Source organism: Amycolatopsis ruanii (assembly GCF_003385175.1).
GTDB lineage: Bacteria > Actinomycetota > Actinomycetes > Mycobacteriales > Pseudonocardiaceae > Amycolatopsis_E > Amycolatopsis_E thermalba.
In genome coordinates this window covers 1-15803 of the sequence record NZ_PQHY01000017.1, presented here as the reverse complement: position 1 = coordinate 15803, position 15803 = coordinate 1, and the positions used below count along the sequence as shown (strand labels likewise).

Annotated in this window: 13 protein-coding genes; 8 read left to right on the top strand and 5 right to left on the bottom strand. The window is 72.2% G+C overall.

Features of this window, described 5'->3' with window-relative positions:
• The first annotated feature begins 28 nt into the window (after positions 1-28).
• Together D0D28_RS11960 and D0D28_RS11955 are read left to right on the top strand one after the other, a co-directional pair.
• Positions 29-3622 carry a cobaltochelatase subunit CobN gene (locus D0D28_RS11960; protein WP_116110633.1) on the top strand — a complete coding sequence of 1198 codons (3594 nt, stop codon included), beginning with the start codon at positions 29-31 and terminating at the stop codon, positions 3620-3622.
• On the top strand, positions 3619-4377 hold the full coding sequence (locus D0D28_RS11955; RefSeq protein WP_116110632.1) for a LamB/YcsF family protein: 759 nt from the start codon (positions 3619-3621) through the stop codon (positions 4375-4377). The genes D0D28_RS11960 and D0D28_RS11955 overlap by 4 nt, the downstream gene beginning before the upstream one ends.
• 169 nt (positions 4378-4546) lie before the next feature.
• Here D0D28_RS11955 and D0D28_RS11950 read toward each other — a convergent pair whose 3' ends face one another.
• Positions 4547-5782 (bottom strand): cytochrome P450, encoded by a 1236-nt coding sequence (locus D0D28_RS11950; RefSeq protein ID WP_116110631.1) that lies wholly within the window; start codon positions 5780-5782, stop codon positions 4547-4549.
• Entirely contained in the window at positions 5782-6528 is a 747-nt protein-coding gene (locus tag D0D28_RS11945) for an alpha/beta fold hydrolase (protein ID WP_116110630.1), read from the bottom strand. Before D0D28_RS11945 ends, D0D28_RS11950 begins: the two co-directional genes overlap by 1 nt.
• Positions 6529-6613: 85 nt before the next feature.
• On the opposite strand from D0D28_RS11945, the gene D0D28_RS11940 reads away from it, so the two are divergent.
• Positions 6614-7024, top strand: coding sequence for a hydrolase (locus tag D0D28_RS11940; RefSeq protein ID WP_116110629.1), 411 nt, complete (start codon positions 6614-6616; stop codon positions 7022-7024).
• 149 nt (positions 7025-7173) lie between these two features.
• Here D0D28_RS11940 and D0D28_RS11935 read toward each other — a convergent pair whose 3' ends face one another.
• Positions 7174-7419, bottom strand: coding sequence for a hypothetical protein (locus D0D28_RS11935; protein ID WP_116110628.1), 246 nt, complete (start codon positions 7417-7419; stop codon positions 7174-7176).
• A gap of 157 nt (positions 7420-7576) precedes the next feature.
• Here D0D28_RS11935 and D0D28_RS11930 point away from each other — a divergent pair, with 157 nt between their 5' ends.
• From D0D28_RS11930 to D0D28_RS11915, 4 genes are all read left to right on the top strand, one after another.
• Entirely contained in the window at positions 7577-9928 is a 2352-nt protein-coding gene (locus D0D28_RS11930; RefSeq protein ID WP_116110627.1) for a Tex family protein, read from the top strand.
• 28 nt (positions 9929-9956) lie between these two features.
• Complete coding sequence (locus D0D28_RS11925; protein ID WP_116110626.1) at positions 9957-10400, top strand: DUF6401 family natural product biosynthesis protein; 444 nt, start codon at positions 9957-9959, stop codon at positions 10398-10400.
• 86 nt (positions 10401-10486) lie between these two features.
• Complete coding sequence (locus D0D28_RS11920; protein ID WP_116110625.1) at positions 10487-13315, top strand: AfsR/SARP family transcriptional regulator; 2829 nt, start codon at positions 10487-10489, stop codon at positions 13313-13315.
• Positions 13312-13926, top strand: coding sequence for an SDR family oxidoreductase (locus D0D28_RS11915; protein ID WP_116110624.1), 615 nt, complete (start codon positions 13312-13314; stop codon positions 13924-13926). Before D0D28_RS11920 ends, D0D28_RS11915 begins: the two co-directional genes overlap by 4 nt.
• Here D0D28_RS11915 and D0D28_RS11910 read toward each other — a convergent pair.
• The gene (locus tag D0D28_RS11910; RefSeq protein WP_094006209.1) at positions 13920-14387 is read right to left on the bottom strand and encodes an Lrp/AsnC family transcriptional regulator; all 468 of its coding nucleotides are present in this window, start codon (positions 14385-14387) and stop codon (positions 13920-13922) included. The two genes, D0D28_RS11915 and D0D28_RS11910, sit on opposite strands and share 7 nt — an antisense overlap.
• A gap of 79 nt (positions 14388-14466) precedes the next feature.
• Between D0D28_RS11910 and D0D28_RS11905 the strand changes: the two genes are divergently transcribed.
• Positions 14467-15480 (top strand): Glu/Leu/Phe/Val dehydrogenase dimerization domain-containing protein, encoded by a 1014-nt coding sequence (locus D0D28_RS11905; RefSeq protein ID WP_240323182.1) that lies wholly within the window; start codon positions 14467-14469, stop codon positions 15478-15480.
• A gap of 56 nt (positions 15481-15536) precedes the next feature.
• Here the strand turns inward: D0D28_RS11905 and D0D28_RS11900 are convergent, their stop codons facing one another.
• A complete protein-coding gene (locus D0D28_RS11900; RefSeq protein WP_240323181.1) occupies positions 15537-15689 on the bottom strand; it encodes a winged helix-turn-helix transcriptional regulator in 153 nt (50 codons plus the stop codon).
• Positions 15690-15803: the final 114 nt, after the last annotated feature.

Below are 15803 nucleotides of genomic sequence, written 5' to 3'. Positions count from 1 at the left end.
TGTTGGGGGGACCTAGGAGGGAACCCGCGTGATCCTGCTGCTGTCCACTTCGGACACCGATCTGCTCAGCGCCCGCACCAGCGAGGCCGGGTACCGGCTGGCGAACCCGGCCCGGCTCGACCTCGCCGAGCTGCCCGGCTTGCTGGAGGGCGCCGACGTCGTCGTGGTCCGCATCCTGGGATCGGCGCGGACCTGGCAGGAGGGCCTGGACGCGGTCCGGGCCAGCGGCAAGCACGTGGTCGTGCTCGGCGGTGAGCAGACGCCGGACGCGGAGCTGATGGCGTTGTCCACCGTGCCGGCCGGCATCGCCACCGAGGCGCACGCCTACCTCGCGCAGGGCGGCCCGGCCAACCTCACCCAGCTGCACCGGTTCCTGTCCGACACGCTGCTGCTCACCGGCGACGGCTTCGAGCCGCCCGCCGAGCAGCCCGCGTGGGGTGTGCTCCAGCGCACACCGCGCCGCACTGGCGATTCGCAGGGCGGTCCGGTGGTGGCGATCCTCTACTACCGCGCGCACCACCTGTCCGGGAACACCCGGTTCGTCGAGGCGCTGGCCGAGGCGGTCGAGGACGCGGGCGGGCAGGCGCTGCCGATCTACTGCGCGTCGCTGCGCTCGCGCGAGCCGGAGATGATGGCCGAGCTGCGCAAGGCCGACGCGCTGCTGGTCACCGTGCTCGCCGCGGGCGGCACGCGGCCCTCGGAGGCCGGCGCCGGGGGTGACGACGAGGCGTGGGACGTCGCCGAGCTGGCCGCGCTGGACGTGCCGACGTTGCAGGCGCTGTGCCTGACCAGCGACCGCGCCACCTGGGCGGACAACGACGACGGCCTGTCCCCGCTGGACGCCGGCAACCAGATGGCGGTGCCGGAGTTCGACGGCCGCCTGATCACCGTGCCGTTCTCGTTCAAGGAGATCGACGACGACGGCCTGCCGCACTACGTGCCGGACCCGGTGAGCGCCGCGCGGGTCGCGGGCATCGCGCTCGCGCACGCCCGCCTGCGGCACACCCCGCCGGAGCAGCGCAAGATCGTGCTGATGCTGTCGGCGTACCCGACGAAGCACTCCCGCGTCGGCAACGCGGTCGGCCTGGACACCCCCGCCTCGGCGATCGAGCTGCTGCGCCGCATGCGCGCGCAGGGCTACGACCTGGGCGACGAGCCGTTCCCCGGTGTGGAGCCGACCGGCACCGACCAGCCGGACGGCGACGCGCTCATCCACGCGCTGATCGCCGCGGGCGGCCAGGACCCGGAGTGGCTGACCGAGGAGCAGCTGTCCGGCAACCCGATCCGCGTCCCCGCCGCGCGGTACCGCGAGTGGTTCGCCGCGCTGCCCTCGGACCTGCGTGCGGACATCGAGGAGCACTGGGGGCCGCCGCCGGGCGACCTCTACGTCGACCGGTCGTCCAATCCGGACGGTGACATCGTGCTGGCCTCGCTGCGGGCAGGCAACGTGGTGCTGATGATCCAGCCGCCGCGCGGGTTCGGCGAGAACCCGGTGGCGATCTACCACAACCCGGACCTGCCGCCGAGCCACCACTACCTCGCCTGCTACCGCTGGATCGAGGAGGAGTTCGGCGCGCACGCGGTGGTCCACCTGGGCAAGCACGGGTCGCTGGAGTGGCTGCCGGGCAAGAACGCCGGGCTGTCGCCGTCCTGCGGCCCGGACGCGGTGCTGGGCAACCTGCCGCTGATCTACCCGTTCCTGATCAACGACCCGGGCGAGGGCGCGCAGGCCAAGCGGCGCGCGCACGCGACGATCGTCGACCACCTGATCCCGCCGATGGCGCGCGCGGAGAGCTACGGCGACCTGGCCCGGCTGGAGCAGCTGCTCGACGAGCACGCGAACATCGCGGCGATGGACCCGGCGAAGCTGCCCGCGATCCGGCAGCAGATCTGGACGCTGATCCAGGCCGCCAAGCTCGACCACGACCTGGGCATCTCGGAGCGCCCGCACGACGCCGAGTTCGACGACTTCCTGCTGCACATCGACGGCTGGCTGTGCGAGGTGAAGGACGCGCAGATCCGCGACGGCCTGCACGTCCTCGGCGCCGCGCCGGCCGGTGAGGCACGGGTCAACCTGGTGCTGGCGATGCTGCGGGCGCAGCAGATGTGGGGCGGCAAGGCCGGTGCGGTGCCGGGCCTGCGGTCGGTGCTCGGTCTGCGGGAAGGCGCGCCGACGTCCGAAGTGGACGCCATCGAGGCGTCGGCCCGGGCCCTGGTCGAGGCGATGGAGAAGCGGGACTGGTCGCCGGACGCGGTCGCGGAGGTGGCTTCCGATCCGGAGGTCGCGCGGGTGCTGGCGTTCGCGGCCACCGAGATCGTGCCCCGGCTGGCCGGCACGTCCGGTGAGATCGACGCGGTGCTGCACGCGCTGGACGGCGGGTACATCGCGGCCGGGCCGAGCGGGTCGCCGCTGCGCGGGCTGGTCAACGTGCTGCCGACCGGCCGCAACTTCTACACCGTGGACCCGAAGGCGATCCCGAGCCGGCTGGCGTGGGAGACCGGGCAGGCGCTGGCGGAGTCGCTGCTGCGGCGGTACCGCGAGGACACCGGTGAGTGGCCGAAGTCGGTCGGCCTGTCGGTGTGGGGCACCTCGGCGATGCGGACCTCCGGTGACGACGCGGCGGAGGTGCTGGCGCTGCTGGGTGTGCAGCCGGTGTGGGACGACGCGTCGCGCCGGGTGACCGGGCTGGAGCCGATCCCGCTCGCCGAGCTGGGCCGTCCGCGCATCGACGTGACCGTGCGGATCAGCGGGTTCTTCCGGGACGCGTTCCCGCACGTGGTGGACCTGCTCGACGACGCGGTGCGGCTGGCGGCGTCGCTGGACGAGCCCGCGTCGGACAACTTCGTGCGCGCGCACGTGCAGGCCGATCTGGAGGCGCACGGCGACGAGCGGCGGGCGACGACGCGGATCTTCGGCTCGAAGCCCGGCGCGTACGGGGCGGGGATCCTGCCGCTGCTCGATTCGGGCAACTGGCGCGACGACGCCGACCTGGCCGAGGTCTACGCGACGTGGGGCGGGTACGCCTACGGACGGGACCTGGACGGCGTCGAGGCGCGGCCGGCCATGGAGAGCGCGTACCGGCGCATCGAGGTCGCGGCGAAGAACACCGACACGCGTGAGCACGACATCGCCGACTCGGACGACTACTTCCAGTACCACGGCGGGATGATCGCGTTCACCCGCGCGTTGACCGGCCAGGCCCCGGCGTCGTACGTGGGCGATTCGACGAGCCCGGACGCGGTGCGAACGCGGTCGCTGTCGGAGGAGACGGCCCGCGTGTTCCGCGCCAGGGTGGTCAACCCGCGCTGGATCGCGGCGATGCGCAAGCACGGCTACAAGGGCGCCTTCGAGCTGGCGGCCACTGTGGACTACCTGTTCGGCTTCGACGCCACCGCCGGGGTCGTGCAGGACTGGATGTACGAAAAGCTGTCCCAGTCGTACGTCCTCGACCAGCAGAACCAGGAGTTCCTCGCGAAGGCCAACCCGTGGGCGTTGCGCGGCATCATCGAGCGGCTGACCGAGGCCGCCGACCGCGGCCTGTGGGCGGAGCCGGATCCGGAGCTGCTGGGGCAGTTGCGCGAGGTGTACCTGCGGACCGAGGGTGAGCTGGAGGACGAGTGACCGGGGTGGACCTGAACGCGGATCTCGGCGAGGGATTCGGGGTCTGGCGCCTCACGGAGGACGACGCGCTGCTGGAGATCGTCTCCAGCGCCAACGTGGCGTGTGGTTTCCACGCGGGTGACCCGAGCGTGCTGCGGCGCGTGACGGCGGCGGCCGCGGAGCGGGGTGTCGCGGTCGGTGCGCAGGTGGCGTACCGGGACCTGGCCGGCTTCGGGCGCCGGTTCCTGGACGTGACGCCGGCCGAGCTGACCGACGACGTGCTGTACCAGATCGGCGCGCTGGACGCGTTCGCCCGGGTGGCGGGGACGCGGGTGGCGTACGTGAAGCCGCACGGCGCGCTCTACAACGCGATCGTGCACCACGCGGAGCAGGCCGCGGCGGTGGTGGAGGCGGTGCGGTTGTTCGACCCGTCGTTGCCGGTGCTGGGGTTGCCGGGTTCGGAGTTCCTGCGCCAGGCGGAGGCGGCCGGGTTGCGCCCGGTGCGTGAGGCGTTCGCCGACCGGGCCTACACGCCGGCCGGAACGCTGGTCTCGCGGCGAGAGCCGGGCGCGGTGATCCACGACCCCGACGAGGTGGTCCGGCGATGCGTCCGCATGGCAACGAAGGGCGTGATCATCGCGGTGGACGGCAGCGAGGTGAAGGTGCAGCCAGAGTCGATCTGCCTGCACGGAGACACCCCAGGCGCCGTGGAGATCGGCCGCCGGGTGCGGGCCGCACTAACACAAGCCGGAGCCACAATCCGACCCTTCGCATAACTCACAACACAACCGCCACCCGGCAACGCAGAGCAACAACCCCCGAACCACTCCCCCTCCCGCACCCGATCCCCAGCCCAAATCAATGAAAGATCGGGTCCGGGAGGGGCAGATCCGGGCGTAGCGAAGCGAAGCCGGCGCAGTGGATACCCGCGTAGCGGAAATCCGATCACCAGCGCAAAGGCAAGTGCGTCACCCCGTTGATGAAGTTCGACGTCAACCGCCGCACCTCACCCTCCACTCGCACCTCGGGCAGCATCCTCACGAACTCCCGGAAGAACACCCGCATCTGCAACCGCCCGAAATGCGCCCCCAGGCACAAATGCGGCCCCTGCCCGAACGCCAGATGATCATTGGGCGTCCGCGCGACATCGAACCGATACGGATCCGGAAACTGCCGCTCGTCGAAATGGGCCGAAGCGAAGTACACCACAACCTTGTCCCCCGCAGCGATCCGCTGCCCACCCAGCTCGGTATCCACCGCAGCCGTCCGCCGGAAGGTCAGCACCGGCGGGTGCCACCGCAGCATCTCCTCCACCGCTGAGGGCACCAGCGACGGATCCGCCCGCAACCGCCGGTACTCGCCCGGGTACTGCACCAACGCCAGCACCCCGCCCGGCAACGCGCCGCGCACGGTGTCGTTCCCGGCGATCACCATGAGGAAGAAGAACATCCGCAGCTCGGCGTCGTCCAGCGAGCGTCCGTCCACAGTGGCCTGGACGAGCGCGGTCATCAGGTCGTCGGCCGGGTCGCGCCGCTTGGCCTCCGCCAGCTCCTGCGCGTAGGCGAACATGTCGGCGAGCATCGCCGGTGACCGCGGATTGATCGGTTTCCCGTCGGGGCCCCGCACGATCTCGGCGTGCTCCGGGTCCTGGTAGCCGATGACGCGGTTGGTCCACTTCAGCAGCAGGCCGCGGTCCTGCGGTGGCACCCCGATCAGATCGGCGAGGTTGAGCAGCGGGAAATCGTCGGTGACCTCGACCGGCAGATCGCACCGGCCGCGCGGCACCACCGCCCCGATCAGCGCCCGCGCCCGCTCGGCGATCTGGTCGGCCGAGCGTTCCAGCCGCCGCCGGGTGAACACCGCGGACACGATGCGGCGCAACCGGTTGTGCTCCGGCGGGTCCATGTTCAGGATCATGCGCCGGATGAAGGTGAGGTCGTCGGGCTCGGGGTCGCGGATCTGCGTCGCGCCGAGCCACGACGAGAACACCTCCGGCGTGCGCAGCACGTGCTTCACGTCGGCGTACCGGGTCACCGCCCAGTAGCCGGGTCCGGACGGCCAGCCGAGCACCTCGTGTTCGTCCTGCCACGCGACCGGTTCGGTGTCGCGCAGGCGGCGCAGGTCGTCGTGCGGCACGCCGCGGGCGAACACCCTCGGGTCGAAGACGTCCACATCGGACATCAGTGCTCGTCCAGGAACACTTCGATCATGTTGGCCACGGTCACCGGCACCTCTTCGGCCGCGTAGTGCCCGGCGTCCGGCAGGACCTCCAGCTCGAGCTTCGGGTACCACTGCCCGAAGGTCACGAGCATGACGTCCTCGCTGAGCGCGGGATCGTGCTCGCCGACGACGACCTTGATCGGCACCTCGTTGCCCGCGATCCGGTCCGAGAAATCGGTCTTCGCCCACGCCTCCAGGTACTCGGCGAACGCGGTCCGGTCGGAGTTCTCCAGCGAATGCCGGACCATGCCGTCGAGCCACGAGCCGGGGTGGCGGCCGCCGGTGGTGAAGTCGATGATCGCGCGGCGGCTGGCCGGATCGTCGGCGGCGCTGCTGAACAGTCGCCAGGTGTCCTCGTCCATCGGCACGCCGCTGGCCGGGACCGGGGAGATCCCGAACAGCGACCGGACGCGGCCGGGCGCCTCGGCGAGGACGTACTGCATGACGCTGCCGCCCATCGAGTGGCCGACGAGGGAGAACCGGTCGTGGCCGAGTTCGTCGGCGAGCAGCAGCACGTCACCGGCCGCCTCGGCGACGGTGTGCGCGCCCGCCTCGTCCTTGCGCGTGCCGTAGCCGCGGTAGTCGGGGAAGAGGTAGGTGAACCGCTCGGCGTCGAGGTGCGGGGTGAGTTCCTGCCACGCCTTCGACGACCCGAACCAGCCGTGCAGCACGAACACGACGTGCTCACCGGTGCCGACCCGCTCCATGTGCGCCTCCCAGTCCTCGCTGACCCGTTGCAGTGGCGAGCTTGGCACACTCGCGGCGCGTTGGCACGACGCGCAGAATGATCTTGTGGACTCCCTGCTCACCCGGCTGCCCGCGTGGCTGACGACGGTGCCCTACGACGGCTCCCGCATCCCCGGTTCCGCCGGTGACCCGGCCTCGGGCGCGAACTGCCAGGTCTACGCCTACGCAGTGCTCCGGCACTTCGGCCGGGCGGCGCCGGACCTGCGCTCCCGCGAGCTGTGGCACGACACGGCCTGGACGTCGCGGGTGACCGAGCCGGAGCCGCTGGACCTGGCGTTGTTCAACCGCACCGCCGACCCGTTCGGCGCGCACGTGGGCATCTGGACGGACGACGACCGGGTGCTGCACCTGTGCGCGGAGATCGGCAGCCCCGCGGTGTGGACGCCGGCACAGTTCGCGACACGCGAGCGCTACCGCACGCTGATCGGGTTCAAACGCTGCCACCGGCGCCACTGAACGCCGCCGACGAGGACCACTCCGCACAGCACACCGGCCGGTGCGACGAACCCGCCGCCACCCGGTCCGGTCCTGCCCCGCCCGGGCGCACCTCGGCGGCCCCCACCGCCACCGTGGCTGGGAACGCAACCGGCGCCGCTTCAGCACGGTCAGGGGCACTCCTCCGCGTGGTTCTGCCACCGCATCGCCGCGTGCAGGGCCTCGATCAGCCGCTCGTCGTCGGGCACGCTCGGCTCGCCGCCCAGCGGGATCCAGCGCTCGCACACCTTGCGATCGTCCTCGTACCCGGTCAGCAGCATCCCCGGGTACGACAACGTCACCGGCTCGCCGTCCGGCCCGTCCACGTCGACCCGCCGGAGGTGCATCGCCACCCGCACCTGCCGCTTCCCGCCCATCCGCACCTGCCCGACTCGACCCCGGTACCCCGAGGTCGCGGCCGGGCTCGCGTTGGTTACCGCGCCGATCCTCCCGATTCGGCAACGGCGGGCCCCCCTTGCGTGTCCCGCCGGGGACGGCGCAGGCAGAATTGGCCCCCGCAACCGCGAGCAGGGAGTGATCAGCATCGTGACAGTGGCCGTGCAGTCGATCGAGCAGAAGATCGCCGAGGAGCTCGGCGTCCGCGAAGGGCAGGTCAAGGCCGCCGTGGACCTGCTCGACGGCGGGGCGACCGTGCCGTTCATCGCGCGGTACCGCAAGGAGGTGACCGGCGCCCTCGACGACGCCCAGCTGCGCACGCTCGAAGACCGGCTGCGTTACCTGCGGGAGCTCGACGAGCGCCGGACCGCGATCCTCGAATCGATCGGCAGCCAGGGCAAGCTCACCGAGGAGCTGGCCGAGGCGATCCGCGCCGCGGACACCAAGGCCCGGCTGGAGGACATCTACCTCCCCTACAAGCCCAAGCGCCGCACCAAGGCCCAGATCGCCCGCGAGGCCGGCCTGGAACCGCTGGCCGACGGCCTGCTGAACGACCCGAACACCGACCCGCAAGCCGCCGCGGCCGTGTTCGTCGATCCCGAGAAGGGCGCGGCCGCCGCCCAGGCCGCCCTCGACGGTGCCCGCGCGATCCTGGTCGAGCGCTTCGGTGAGGACGCCGACCTGATCGGCGAGCTGCGGGAGAAGATGTGGACGCAAGGCTACTTCTCCTCGAAGGTCCGCCAGGGCAAGGAAACCGAGGGCGCGAAGTTCGCCGACTACTTCGACTTCGCCGAGCCGTTCACCAAGATGCCCTCGCACCGCGTGCTGGCGATGCTGCGCGGCGAGAAGGAAGACGTCCTCGACCTCACCGTCGAGCCCGAAGAGCCTTCCGATGAGCCGAAGGTCGGTCCCTCGGACTACGAGCGCCGCATCGCGCAGCGGTTCGGCATCACGAACGAGGGCCGCCCGGCCGACAAGTGGCTGCAGGACACGGTGCGCTGGGCCTGGCGCACGAAGATCCTCCTGCACCTGGGCATCGACCTGCGGATGCGGTTGCGGCAGAAGGCCGAGGAGGACGCGGTGAACGTGTTCGCCGCGAACCTGCGTGACCTGCTGCTGGCCGCGCCCGCCGGCACCCGCGCCACGATGGGACTGGACCCGGGCTTCCGCACCGGGGTGAAGGTCGCCGTCGTGGACGCCACCGGCAAGGTCGTCAACACCCACACGATCTACCCGCACCAGCCGCAGAACCGCTGGGACCAGTCCATCGACGAGCTGGCGAAGCTGTGCGCCGCCCACTCGGTGGACCTGATCGCGATCGGCAACGGCACCGCGTCCCGGGAGACCGACCGGCTGGCGATCGAGCTGATCAAGCGGCACCCCGAGCTGAAGCTGACCAAGGCCGTCGTGTCCGAGGCGGGCGCGTCGGTGTACTCGGCGTCGGCGTTCGCCTCGCAGGAGCTGCCGGACCTGGACGTCTCGCTGCGTGGCGCGGTGTCGATCGCGCGGCGCCTGCAGGACCCGCTGGCCGAGCTGGTGAAGATCGACCCCAAGTCCATCGGGGTCGGGCAGTACCAGCACGACGTGTCCGAGGTGGCGCTGTCCCGGTCGCTGGACGCGGTGGTCGAGGACTGCGTGAACGCGGTCGGCGTGGACGTCAACACCGCCTCCACCCCGCTGCTGACCAGGGTCTCCGGCATCACCGCCGGCCTGGCCGAGAACATCGTCAACCACCGCGACACGCACGGCCCGTTCCGGTCGCGCTCGGCACTGAAGGATGTCCCGCGGCTGGGCCCGAAGGCGTTCGAGCAGTGCGCCGGCTTCCTGCGGATCCGCGGCGGCGACGACCCGCTGGACTCCTCCAGCGTGCACCCCGAGGCCTACCCGGTGGTGCGGCGGATCCTGTCCAAGACCGGCACCGAGCTGCGGGAGCTGATCGGCAACGAGCGGGTGCTGCGCAAGCTGCGCCCGGAGGACTTCGTCGACGAGACCTTCGGCCTGCCGACGGTCACCGACATCCTCGCCGAGCTGGAGAAACCCGGCCGCGACCCGCGCCCGGCGTTCAAGACCGCGACCTTCGCCGAGGGCGTGGAGAAGATCGGTGACCTCAAGCCGGGCATGCGGCTGGAGGGCGTGGTCACCAACGTGGCCGCGTTCGGCGCGTTCGTCGACATCGGCGTGCACCAGGACGGCCTGGTCCACGTGTCGGCGATGTCGAAGAACTTCGTCAAGGACCCGCGTGAGGTGGTCAAGCCGGGCGACATCGTCAAGGTGAAGGTGCTCGAGGTGGACATCGCCCGCAAGCGGATTTCGCTGACCCTGCGCCTGGACGACGAGGTCGGCGGCGGCCGCGCCAAACCCGCTGGTGGCGGCGGTGGCGAGCGCCGCGGCGGGCAGCCGCGCAAGGGCGGTCAGCCCAAGCGCCGCGAGCCGTCCGGCGGTGGTGGCGCGCTGGCCGATGCCCTCCGAAAGGCTGGCTACGGTCGCTAAACCGCCGTTCGGGGTCCATCATCGAAGGGTGCGGTGGGCCGATTCCCTGGCAGATCGATCCGCGCGGCGGTGGCTGCGCGGAATCGCCGGGCGGCTCGACTCCGGCTGGCGAGCGCTGGCCGGAGACCCTTCGTTGTGGCGGACGTTCGACCGCCACCTGGCCGCGGTCGACGACGCGGTGCGCTGCGAGGCGGACATGGTCTCCCGCCAGGAGCCGGTGTCGCGGCTCGTCCTGCTGGCCGGTCACGCCCACGACGTGTGGACCGAGGCCGAGGAGCTGGACTGGCGCCCACCGGCGAACCCCGGCGGCTGGACCGAGCGGGAGTGGACGGGGTTGCGCCTGCTCGCCTGTCTCCGCCTGGCGGCCGACGAGCCACGCGGCCCGAAGCTGCCCGCCGACGCGGAGTTCGCCCGCACCCGGCCGGTCGAAACCGGTGAACAAGTGAACAATCGGCGCGAATACTTTCGCTGAATTTCGGGCGAAAGCCGCCGAACGGTACTGGTGAATCGTTGACGGGTTTGCCTACGATCGGATTTCCTTTTTTCCGGTCGGGGGCGATGCCGTTGGTGTTCTTCCGCATCCTGGGGCCGCTCGAAGTGGCGGTGGGGGCTCGTCCCGCGCCGCTCGGCGGTCCGAAACCGCGCCTGCTGCTGGCCGCGCTCCTGCTCCAGCCCGGCGTCGTGGTGTCCGCCGACGCGCTGACCGACGTGCTGTGGCCGGGGCGCGCGCCGCGGTCGGCGGCCGCGAACCTGCGCACCTACGTGCACGGCCTGCGGCGGGTGCTGGGCGACCGGATCGAGGGCCGCGCGGGCGGTTACCTGCTGCACGCCGGGCCGGACGAGCTGGACGCGACGGTGGCCGAGCGGCTCGTGGCGCGGGCGCACGCCGAGCGGGCGCCCGCGCTGCTCGACCGGGCCGCGGCGCTGTGGCGCGGTGCGGTGCTGGAGGACCTGCCGCACCACCACACGTGGTCGTCGGCCGTCGCGCGGCTGAGCGAGCTGCGGTTGTCGGTGCAGGAGGAACGTCTGCGGTTCCACGTGGCGGCCGGGCGGCACGCGGACGCCATCGTCGAGCTGCGTGGCCTGCTGGCCGAGCAGCCGCTGCGCGAGGAGCTGTGGCGGCTGCTCGTCGTCGCGCTCGGTGCGAGCGGGCGGCAGGGCGAGGCGCTGGCCGCCTACGCCGAGGCCGAGCGCGTGCTGCGGGCGGAGCTGGACACCGAGCCGGGTCTGGGGTTGCGGCAGGCGGTGGCCGGCTTGGACGCTCCGGCGCCGGTGTGCCAGCTGCCGCTGGACCTGCCCGACTTCACCGGCCGGGAGAGCCGGCTCGCGGAACTGACCGGCCTGCTCGACGGCGAGCGTCCGGCGGTCGTGGTGTTGTCCGGCCCGCCCGGCGCGGGGAAGTCGGCGCTGGCGGTGCACGCCGCCCACGCCGCGCGCGGCCGTTACCCGGACGGCCAGCTGTACGTGGACCTGCGTGGCACGTCCGAGTCGCCGCGGCGGCCGCTGGACGTGCTGGCCGAGCTGCTGCACGCGCTCGGCGTGCCCGACACCGGAATTCCGCGCGGGCTCGGCGAACGGTCGGCGCTGCTGCGGTCGCGGCTGGCCGGGCGTCGGGTGTGCGTGGTGCTCGACGACGCGGGCAGCGCCGGGCAGGTGCGGCCGCTGCTGCCCGGCGCGGGTGCGTGCGCGGTGCTGGTGACCAGCCGGGGGCGGCTGCCCGATCTGACCGTCGCGCGGCACGTCGACGTCGGGGTGCTGACCGGCGCGGAGGCCACGGAGCTGCTGGCCCGGATCGCCGGGGCCGGCCGGGTGGCGGCCGAACCGGAGGCGGCGGCCGCGATCGTCGAGCCGTGCGGACGGCTGCCGCTGGCGATTCGCATTGCCGGGGCACGGCTTTCGCACCGGCGCGAGTGGACACTTCGCACGCTCGCCGTCCGGTTGGCCGACGAGCGGCGGCGCCTGGACGAGCTGCGCGTCGGCGATCTCGCGGTGCGGGCGAGCCTCGCGTTGAGCTACGACCAGCTGCCGGGCAGCTGCGCGCGGGCGTTCCGGGCGCTCGGCGCGTTCGGGCCGTTCCCCGGCTGGGTGGTCGGGGCGCTGCTCGGCCGGGAGCACGCGGACGACGTGCTGGAGGTGTTGGTCGGCGCGCACCTGGTGGACCTGGTGGGCGAGCCGCCCCGGTACCGGCTGCACGACCTGGTGCGCTGCTACGCGCGGGAACTCGGTGAGCCGGACTCCGATGCCGTCCGCCGCGTCGTCGAGGGGTACCTCTCGCTCGCCACCGAGGCGGCGGAACGGATGCCGGTGCGCTTCTTCGGCGCCGCACCGGAGCCGAGGCCGGCGGACCTGTGGTGTCCGGGCCGGGTCGAGGATCCGGTGGCGTGGTTCGCGGGCGAGCGACCGGTCCCCCTCGTCGAGCTGGCGGTGGACCACGGCTTCGACGCGCTGGCGTGGCGGCTGGTCACGGCGTTCACCCCGTACTTCGACCTGCGCGGGCACCACGAGGACTGGCGCCGCACGCACGAGCTGGCGCTGGGCGCGGCCGAGCGCGCGGGCGATCCACGCGGGCGGGCGGTGGTGCTGCGCAGCCTCGGGCAGCTGGAGGTCTACCAGGACGACTACACCGCCGCGCGTGCGGCGTTCGAGCGGTCGCTGGCATTGTTCCGGGGCATCGGCGACGACCAGGGCGCGGCGGTCGCGCTGGCCGGGCTGAGCACGATCCGGCGCGTCTCGGGAGAGCACGAGATGGCGCTGCGGCACTGCCACGACGCGCTGGAGTTGTTCACCCGCAGCGGCGACCGGCACGGCGAGGCCGTGGTGCGGCTCGCGATCGGGTCGGTGTGGCTGGCGCGCGGCTGTCACGCGACCGCCGAGCGCTGGTTCACCGACGCGCGTGAGGCGTGCGTCGAGATCGGCGACCGGCACCGCGAGGCGCACGCGCGGCACCGGATGGCGTTGCTGCACCAGCAGCGCGGCAACCTCGGGCGGGCCCGCGAGGAACTGGACCGGGCCATCGCGATCTTCGGCGAGCTGGGCGACGACCACTGCGTCGGCTACGCGCACCAGAGCCTCGGCGAGCTGTGCCTGCGCAGCGGCGACCTCGCGCACGCGAAGCTCCTGCTGGTGAACTCGCTGTCGGTGCACCGGCGCGACGGCGACCGGCGGTCGGAGGCCGAAGCCGGGCAGCTGCTGGGCGAGGTGCACGAGCGGCTCGGGCAGGTCCTCGAGGCCCGCGGCCTGTTCCGGCGATCGCTGGAGATCTGGTCGGAGCTGGGCGCCGAAGAAGCGGCGGCCGCGCTGCGGGAACGGTTGAGTCACCACCCATTGACCATGATCGCCGGCGGGTCCATCCTGGTGCCCTCCGAGAGAGCCGGGAGGGAGCCATGAGCACCTTCGTCGTGGTCGGCGGCAACGGACGGACCGGACGCCGGGTCGGGGAACGGCTCGCCGGTGGCGGTCACCGGGTGGTGGTGGCGAGCCGGAGTTCGGAGCCGCCGCTGGACCTGACGACGAAACCCGATCCGGCGATCTTCGCCGGCTCCGAGGGGGTCGTCATCGTGGCGGAACCGCCGAAGGAGCCGGACGCGGCGGAGGCGGCGATGCACGGGGGTGTCGCGGCGATCGCGGAGATCGCGGCGCGCGAGGACATCCCGGTGGTGCTGGTGTCCCAGATCTACCTCACGCGGCCGGCCGAGCACCCGGAGATGAGCGCCCGCATCGAAGCCCGCGCGCGGGGCGAGCAGGCGCTGCGCGAGAGCGGCGCGCAGTACACGATCATCCGGCCGAGCTGGCTGCACGACCTGCCGGCCGGCGGGGTGCGCATCGAGCAGGGCGACACCGGCGAGGGCCGGGTCAGCCGGGAGGCGGTGGCCGACGCCGTGGTCGCGGCGCTGTTCGACCCGGCGGCGTCGGGCAAGACGTTCGAGCTGTACGACGACGAGGACTCGCCCCGTCCGGACTGGCCGTCGGTGTTCGCCGCGCTGCACCCCGATCAGTGACGCGCCTCCGGTAGCGGGTCCAGCACCTGCTTGCTGTGGTGCTGGTAGATGATCGACGTCCGGAAGGTGACCATCTCCCGGCGGCTGGTGAACCGTTCGAGCAGGAACGCGTGCAGGTGGTCGATGTCCTGCGCGGTGACGTGCACGAGGAAGTCGTCGCTGCCCGCGATCGTGAAGACCGAGATGACCTCGGGCAGCTGCGCCAGCGAGCGTTCGAACGCGTCCACCACGTCACGCGTCAGCGGCCGGATCTGCGCCGCGACGATCGCCTGCACGCCGCGGTTGAGGGCGTTGTAGTCGATGTCGGCGTGGTAGCCGCGGATCACGCCGCGCTTGCGCAGCAGGCGGATCCGTTCCAGGCAGGTCGACGGTGCGATGCCGACCTTGCGGGCGATGTCCCGGTTCGACTGCCGCGCATCCTCCTGCAGAAGCCGCACGATCGCCGAATCAAGTTCGTCCATGTTCGCAGCTCCGATGTTCGTGCCGAATATCGTTCGGCGGCGACGCTTCGTCGTTGTGCATCAGCCTAGCTTTCCCGGCATGGAGCATGAAGAGGTGAAGGTCCGCCGCGGTCCCCGCTCGCGGCTGCCGATCGTCGTCGCGATCCACTCCCGCGCCCTCGGCCCCGCGGCCGGCGGCATCCGGCTGCGCCGCTACCCGGACTGGCGGGACGGCCTGGCCGACGCGCTGCGCCTGTCCGAGGCGATGACCGCCAAGAACGCGGCCGCCGGGCTGGACTTCGGCGGTGGGAAGAGCGTGATCACGCTGGGGCCCGGTGTGGAGCTGACGCCGTCGCTGCGGGAGGCGGCGCTGCTCGACGTGGGCGAGCTGATCGAGTCGTTCGGGGGAACGTACTTCGGTGGTCCGGACGTCGGGACGGGGCCGGACGACATGGTGGTGGTGCGGCGCTCGACGTCGCGGGTGTTCTGCCTGCCCGTGGAGCACGGTGGGACGGGCTCGTCGAGCATCCCGACGGCGCTGGGGGTGTTCGCCGCGGTGCGGGCGGGGGCGCGGCACGTGTTCGGGAGTCCGGAGCTGAGCGGTCGCACGGTGGTGATCAGCGGGCTGGGCTCGGTGGGGGCGCTGGTGGCGCGGCACGTGGCGGCGGCGGGGGCGCGCGTGGTGGTGTCCGATGTGGACCCCGTGAAGCGCGATTCGGCGTACGAGTGGGTGGATCCGGAGAAGGCGCTGCGGACGCCGGCGGACATCCTGGTGCCGGCCGCGGTGGGTGGTGTGCTGTCGCCGGAGCTGGTGCCCGAGCTGGCCGCGCCGCTGATCGTCGGGCCGGCGAACAACCAGCTCACGGCGGATCCGGTGGCGGACGAGCTGGCCGCGCGGGGGATCGTGTGGGTGCCGGACTTCATCGCCAGCGCGGGCGGCGCGGTCTACACGCTGCTGCGCGAGGTGGAAAGACTGGACGAGGCGGCGGCGAACGCCCGAGTGGAGTCGATCGGCGCGACGGTGTCCGCGGTGCTGGACACCGCGCGGGACAAGGGAACGACACCATTGCGGGAAGCCCGCCAACGGGTCGAGACCCGGTTGACGGGGCGATGAGGGGTGGCTGGCGCAGCTTCCCCCAGTGCCCACCCGCCCAACGTCACCTTCAACGGTCAGCGCAACTTCTGGTCGTAAGCCTCACGGGCGTCCAGCATCTCCTCCCAATGCTCACCCGCCCAGGCACACACCGCCTTCATCGGTTCCAGCATGCTGCGCCCCAGTGGCGTGAGCTCGTACTCGACGCGGGGTGGCGGGGACTGTTTCAAGATCGGTGTTTCTGGCCCGACACGCCGGGCTGAGGTCCGGCGGGATGGGCACTGTGAGTGATGACATCTGGGGCTGTGACTCCACGTAAGAGTGAGAAGCGGTTGTCACCGGAG

What these genes read in the sequence shown, in the direction of transcription:
- D0D28_RS11915 (WP_116110624.1), top strand. Translation starts at nt 13,312, where the DNA reads ATGAGCACCTTCGTCGTGGTCGGCGGCAACGGACGGACCGGACGCCGG.
- D0D28_RS11910 (WP_094006209.1), bottom strand. Translation starts at nt 14,387, where the DNA reads ATGGACGAACTTGATTCGGCGATCGTGCGGCTTCTGCAGGAGGATGCG.
- D0D28_RS11935 (WP_116110628.1), bottom strand. Translation starts at nt 7,419, where the DNA reads ATGGGCGGGAAGCGGCAGGTGCGGGTGGCGATGCACCTCCGGCGGGTC.
- D0D28_RS11950 (WP_116110631.1), bottom strand. Translation starts at nt 5,782, where the DNA reads ATGTCCGATGTGGACGTCTTCGACCCGAGGGTGTTCGCCCGCGGCGTG.
- D0D28_RS11920 (WP_116110625.1), top strand. Translation starts at nt 10,487, where the DNA reads ATGCCGTTGGTGTTCTTCCGCATCCTGGGGCCGCTCGAAGTGGCGGTG.
- D0D28_RS11945 (WP_116110630.1), bottom strand. Translation starts at nt 6,528, where the DNA reads ATGGAGCGGGTCGGCACCGGTGAGCACGTCGTGTTCGTGCTGCACGGC.
- D0D28_RS11905 (WP_240323182.1), top strand. Translation starts at nt 14,467, where the DNA reads ATGGAGCATGAAGAGGTGAAGGTCCGCCGCGGTCCCCGCTCGCGGCTG.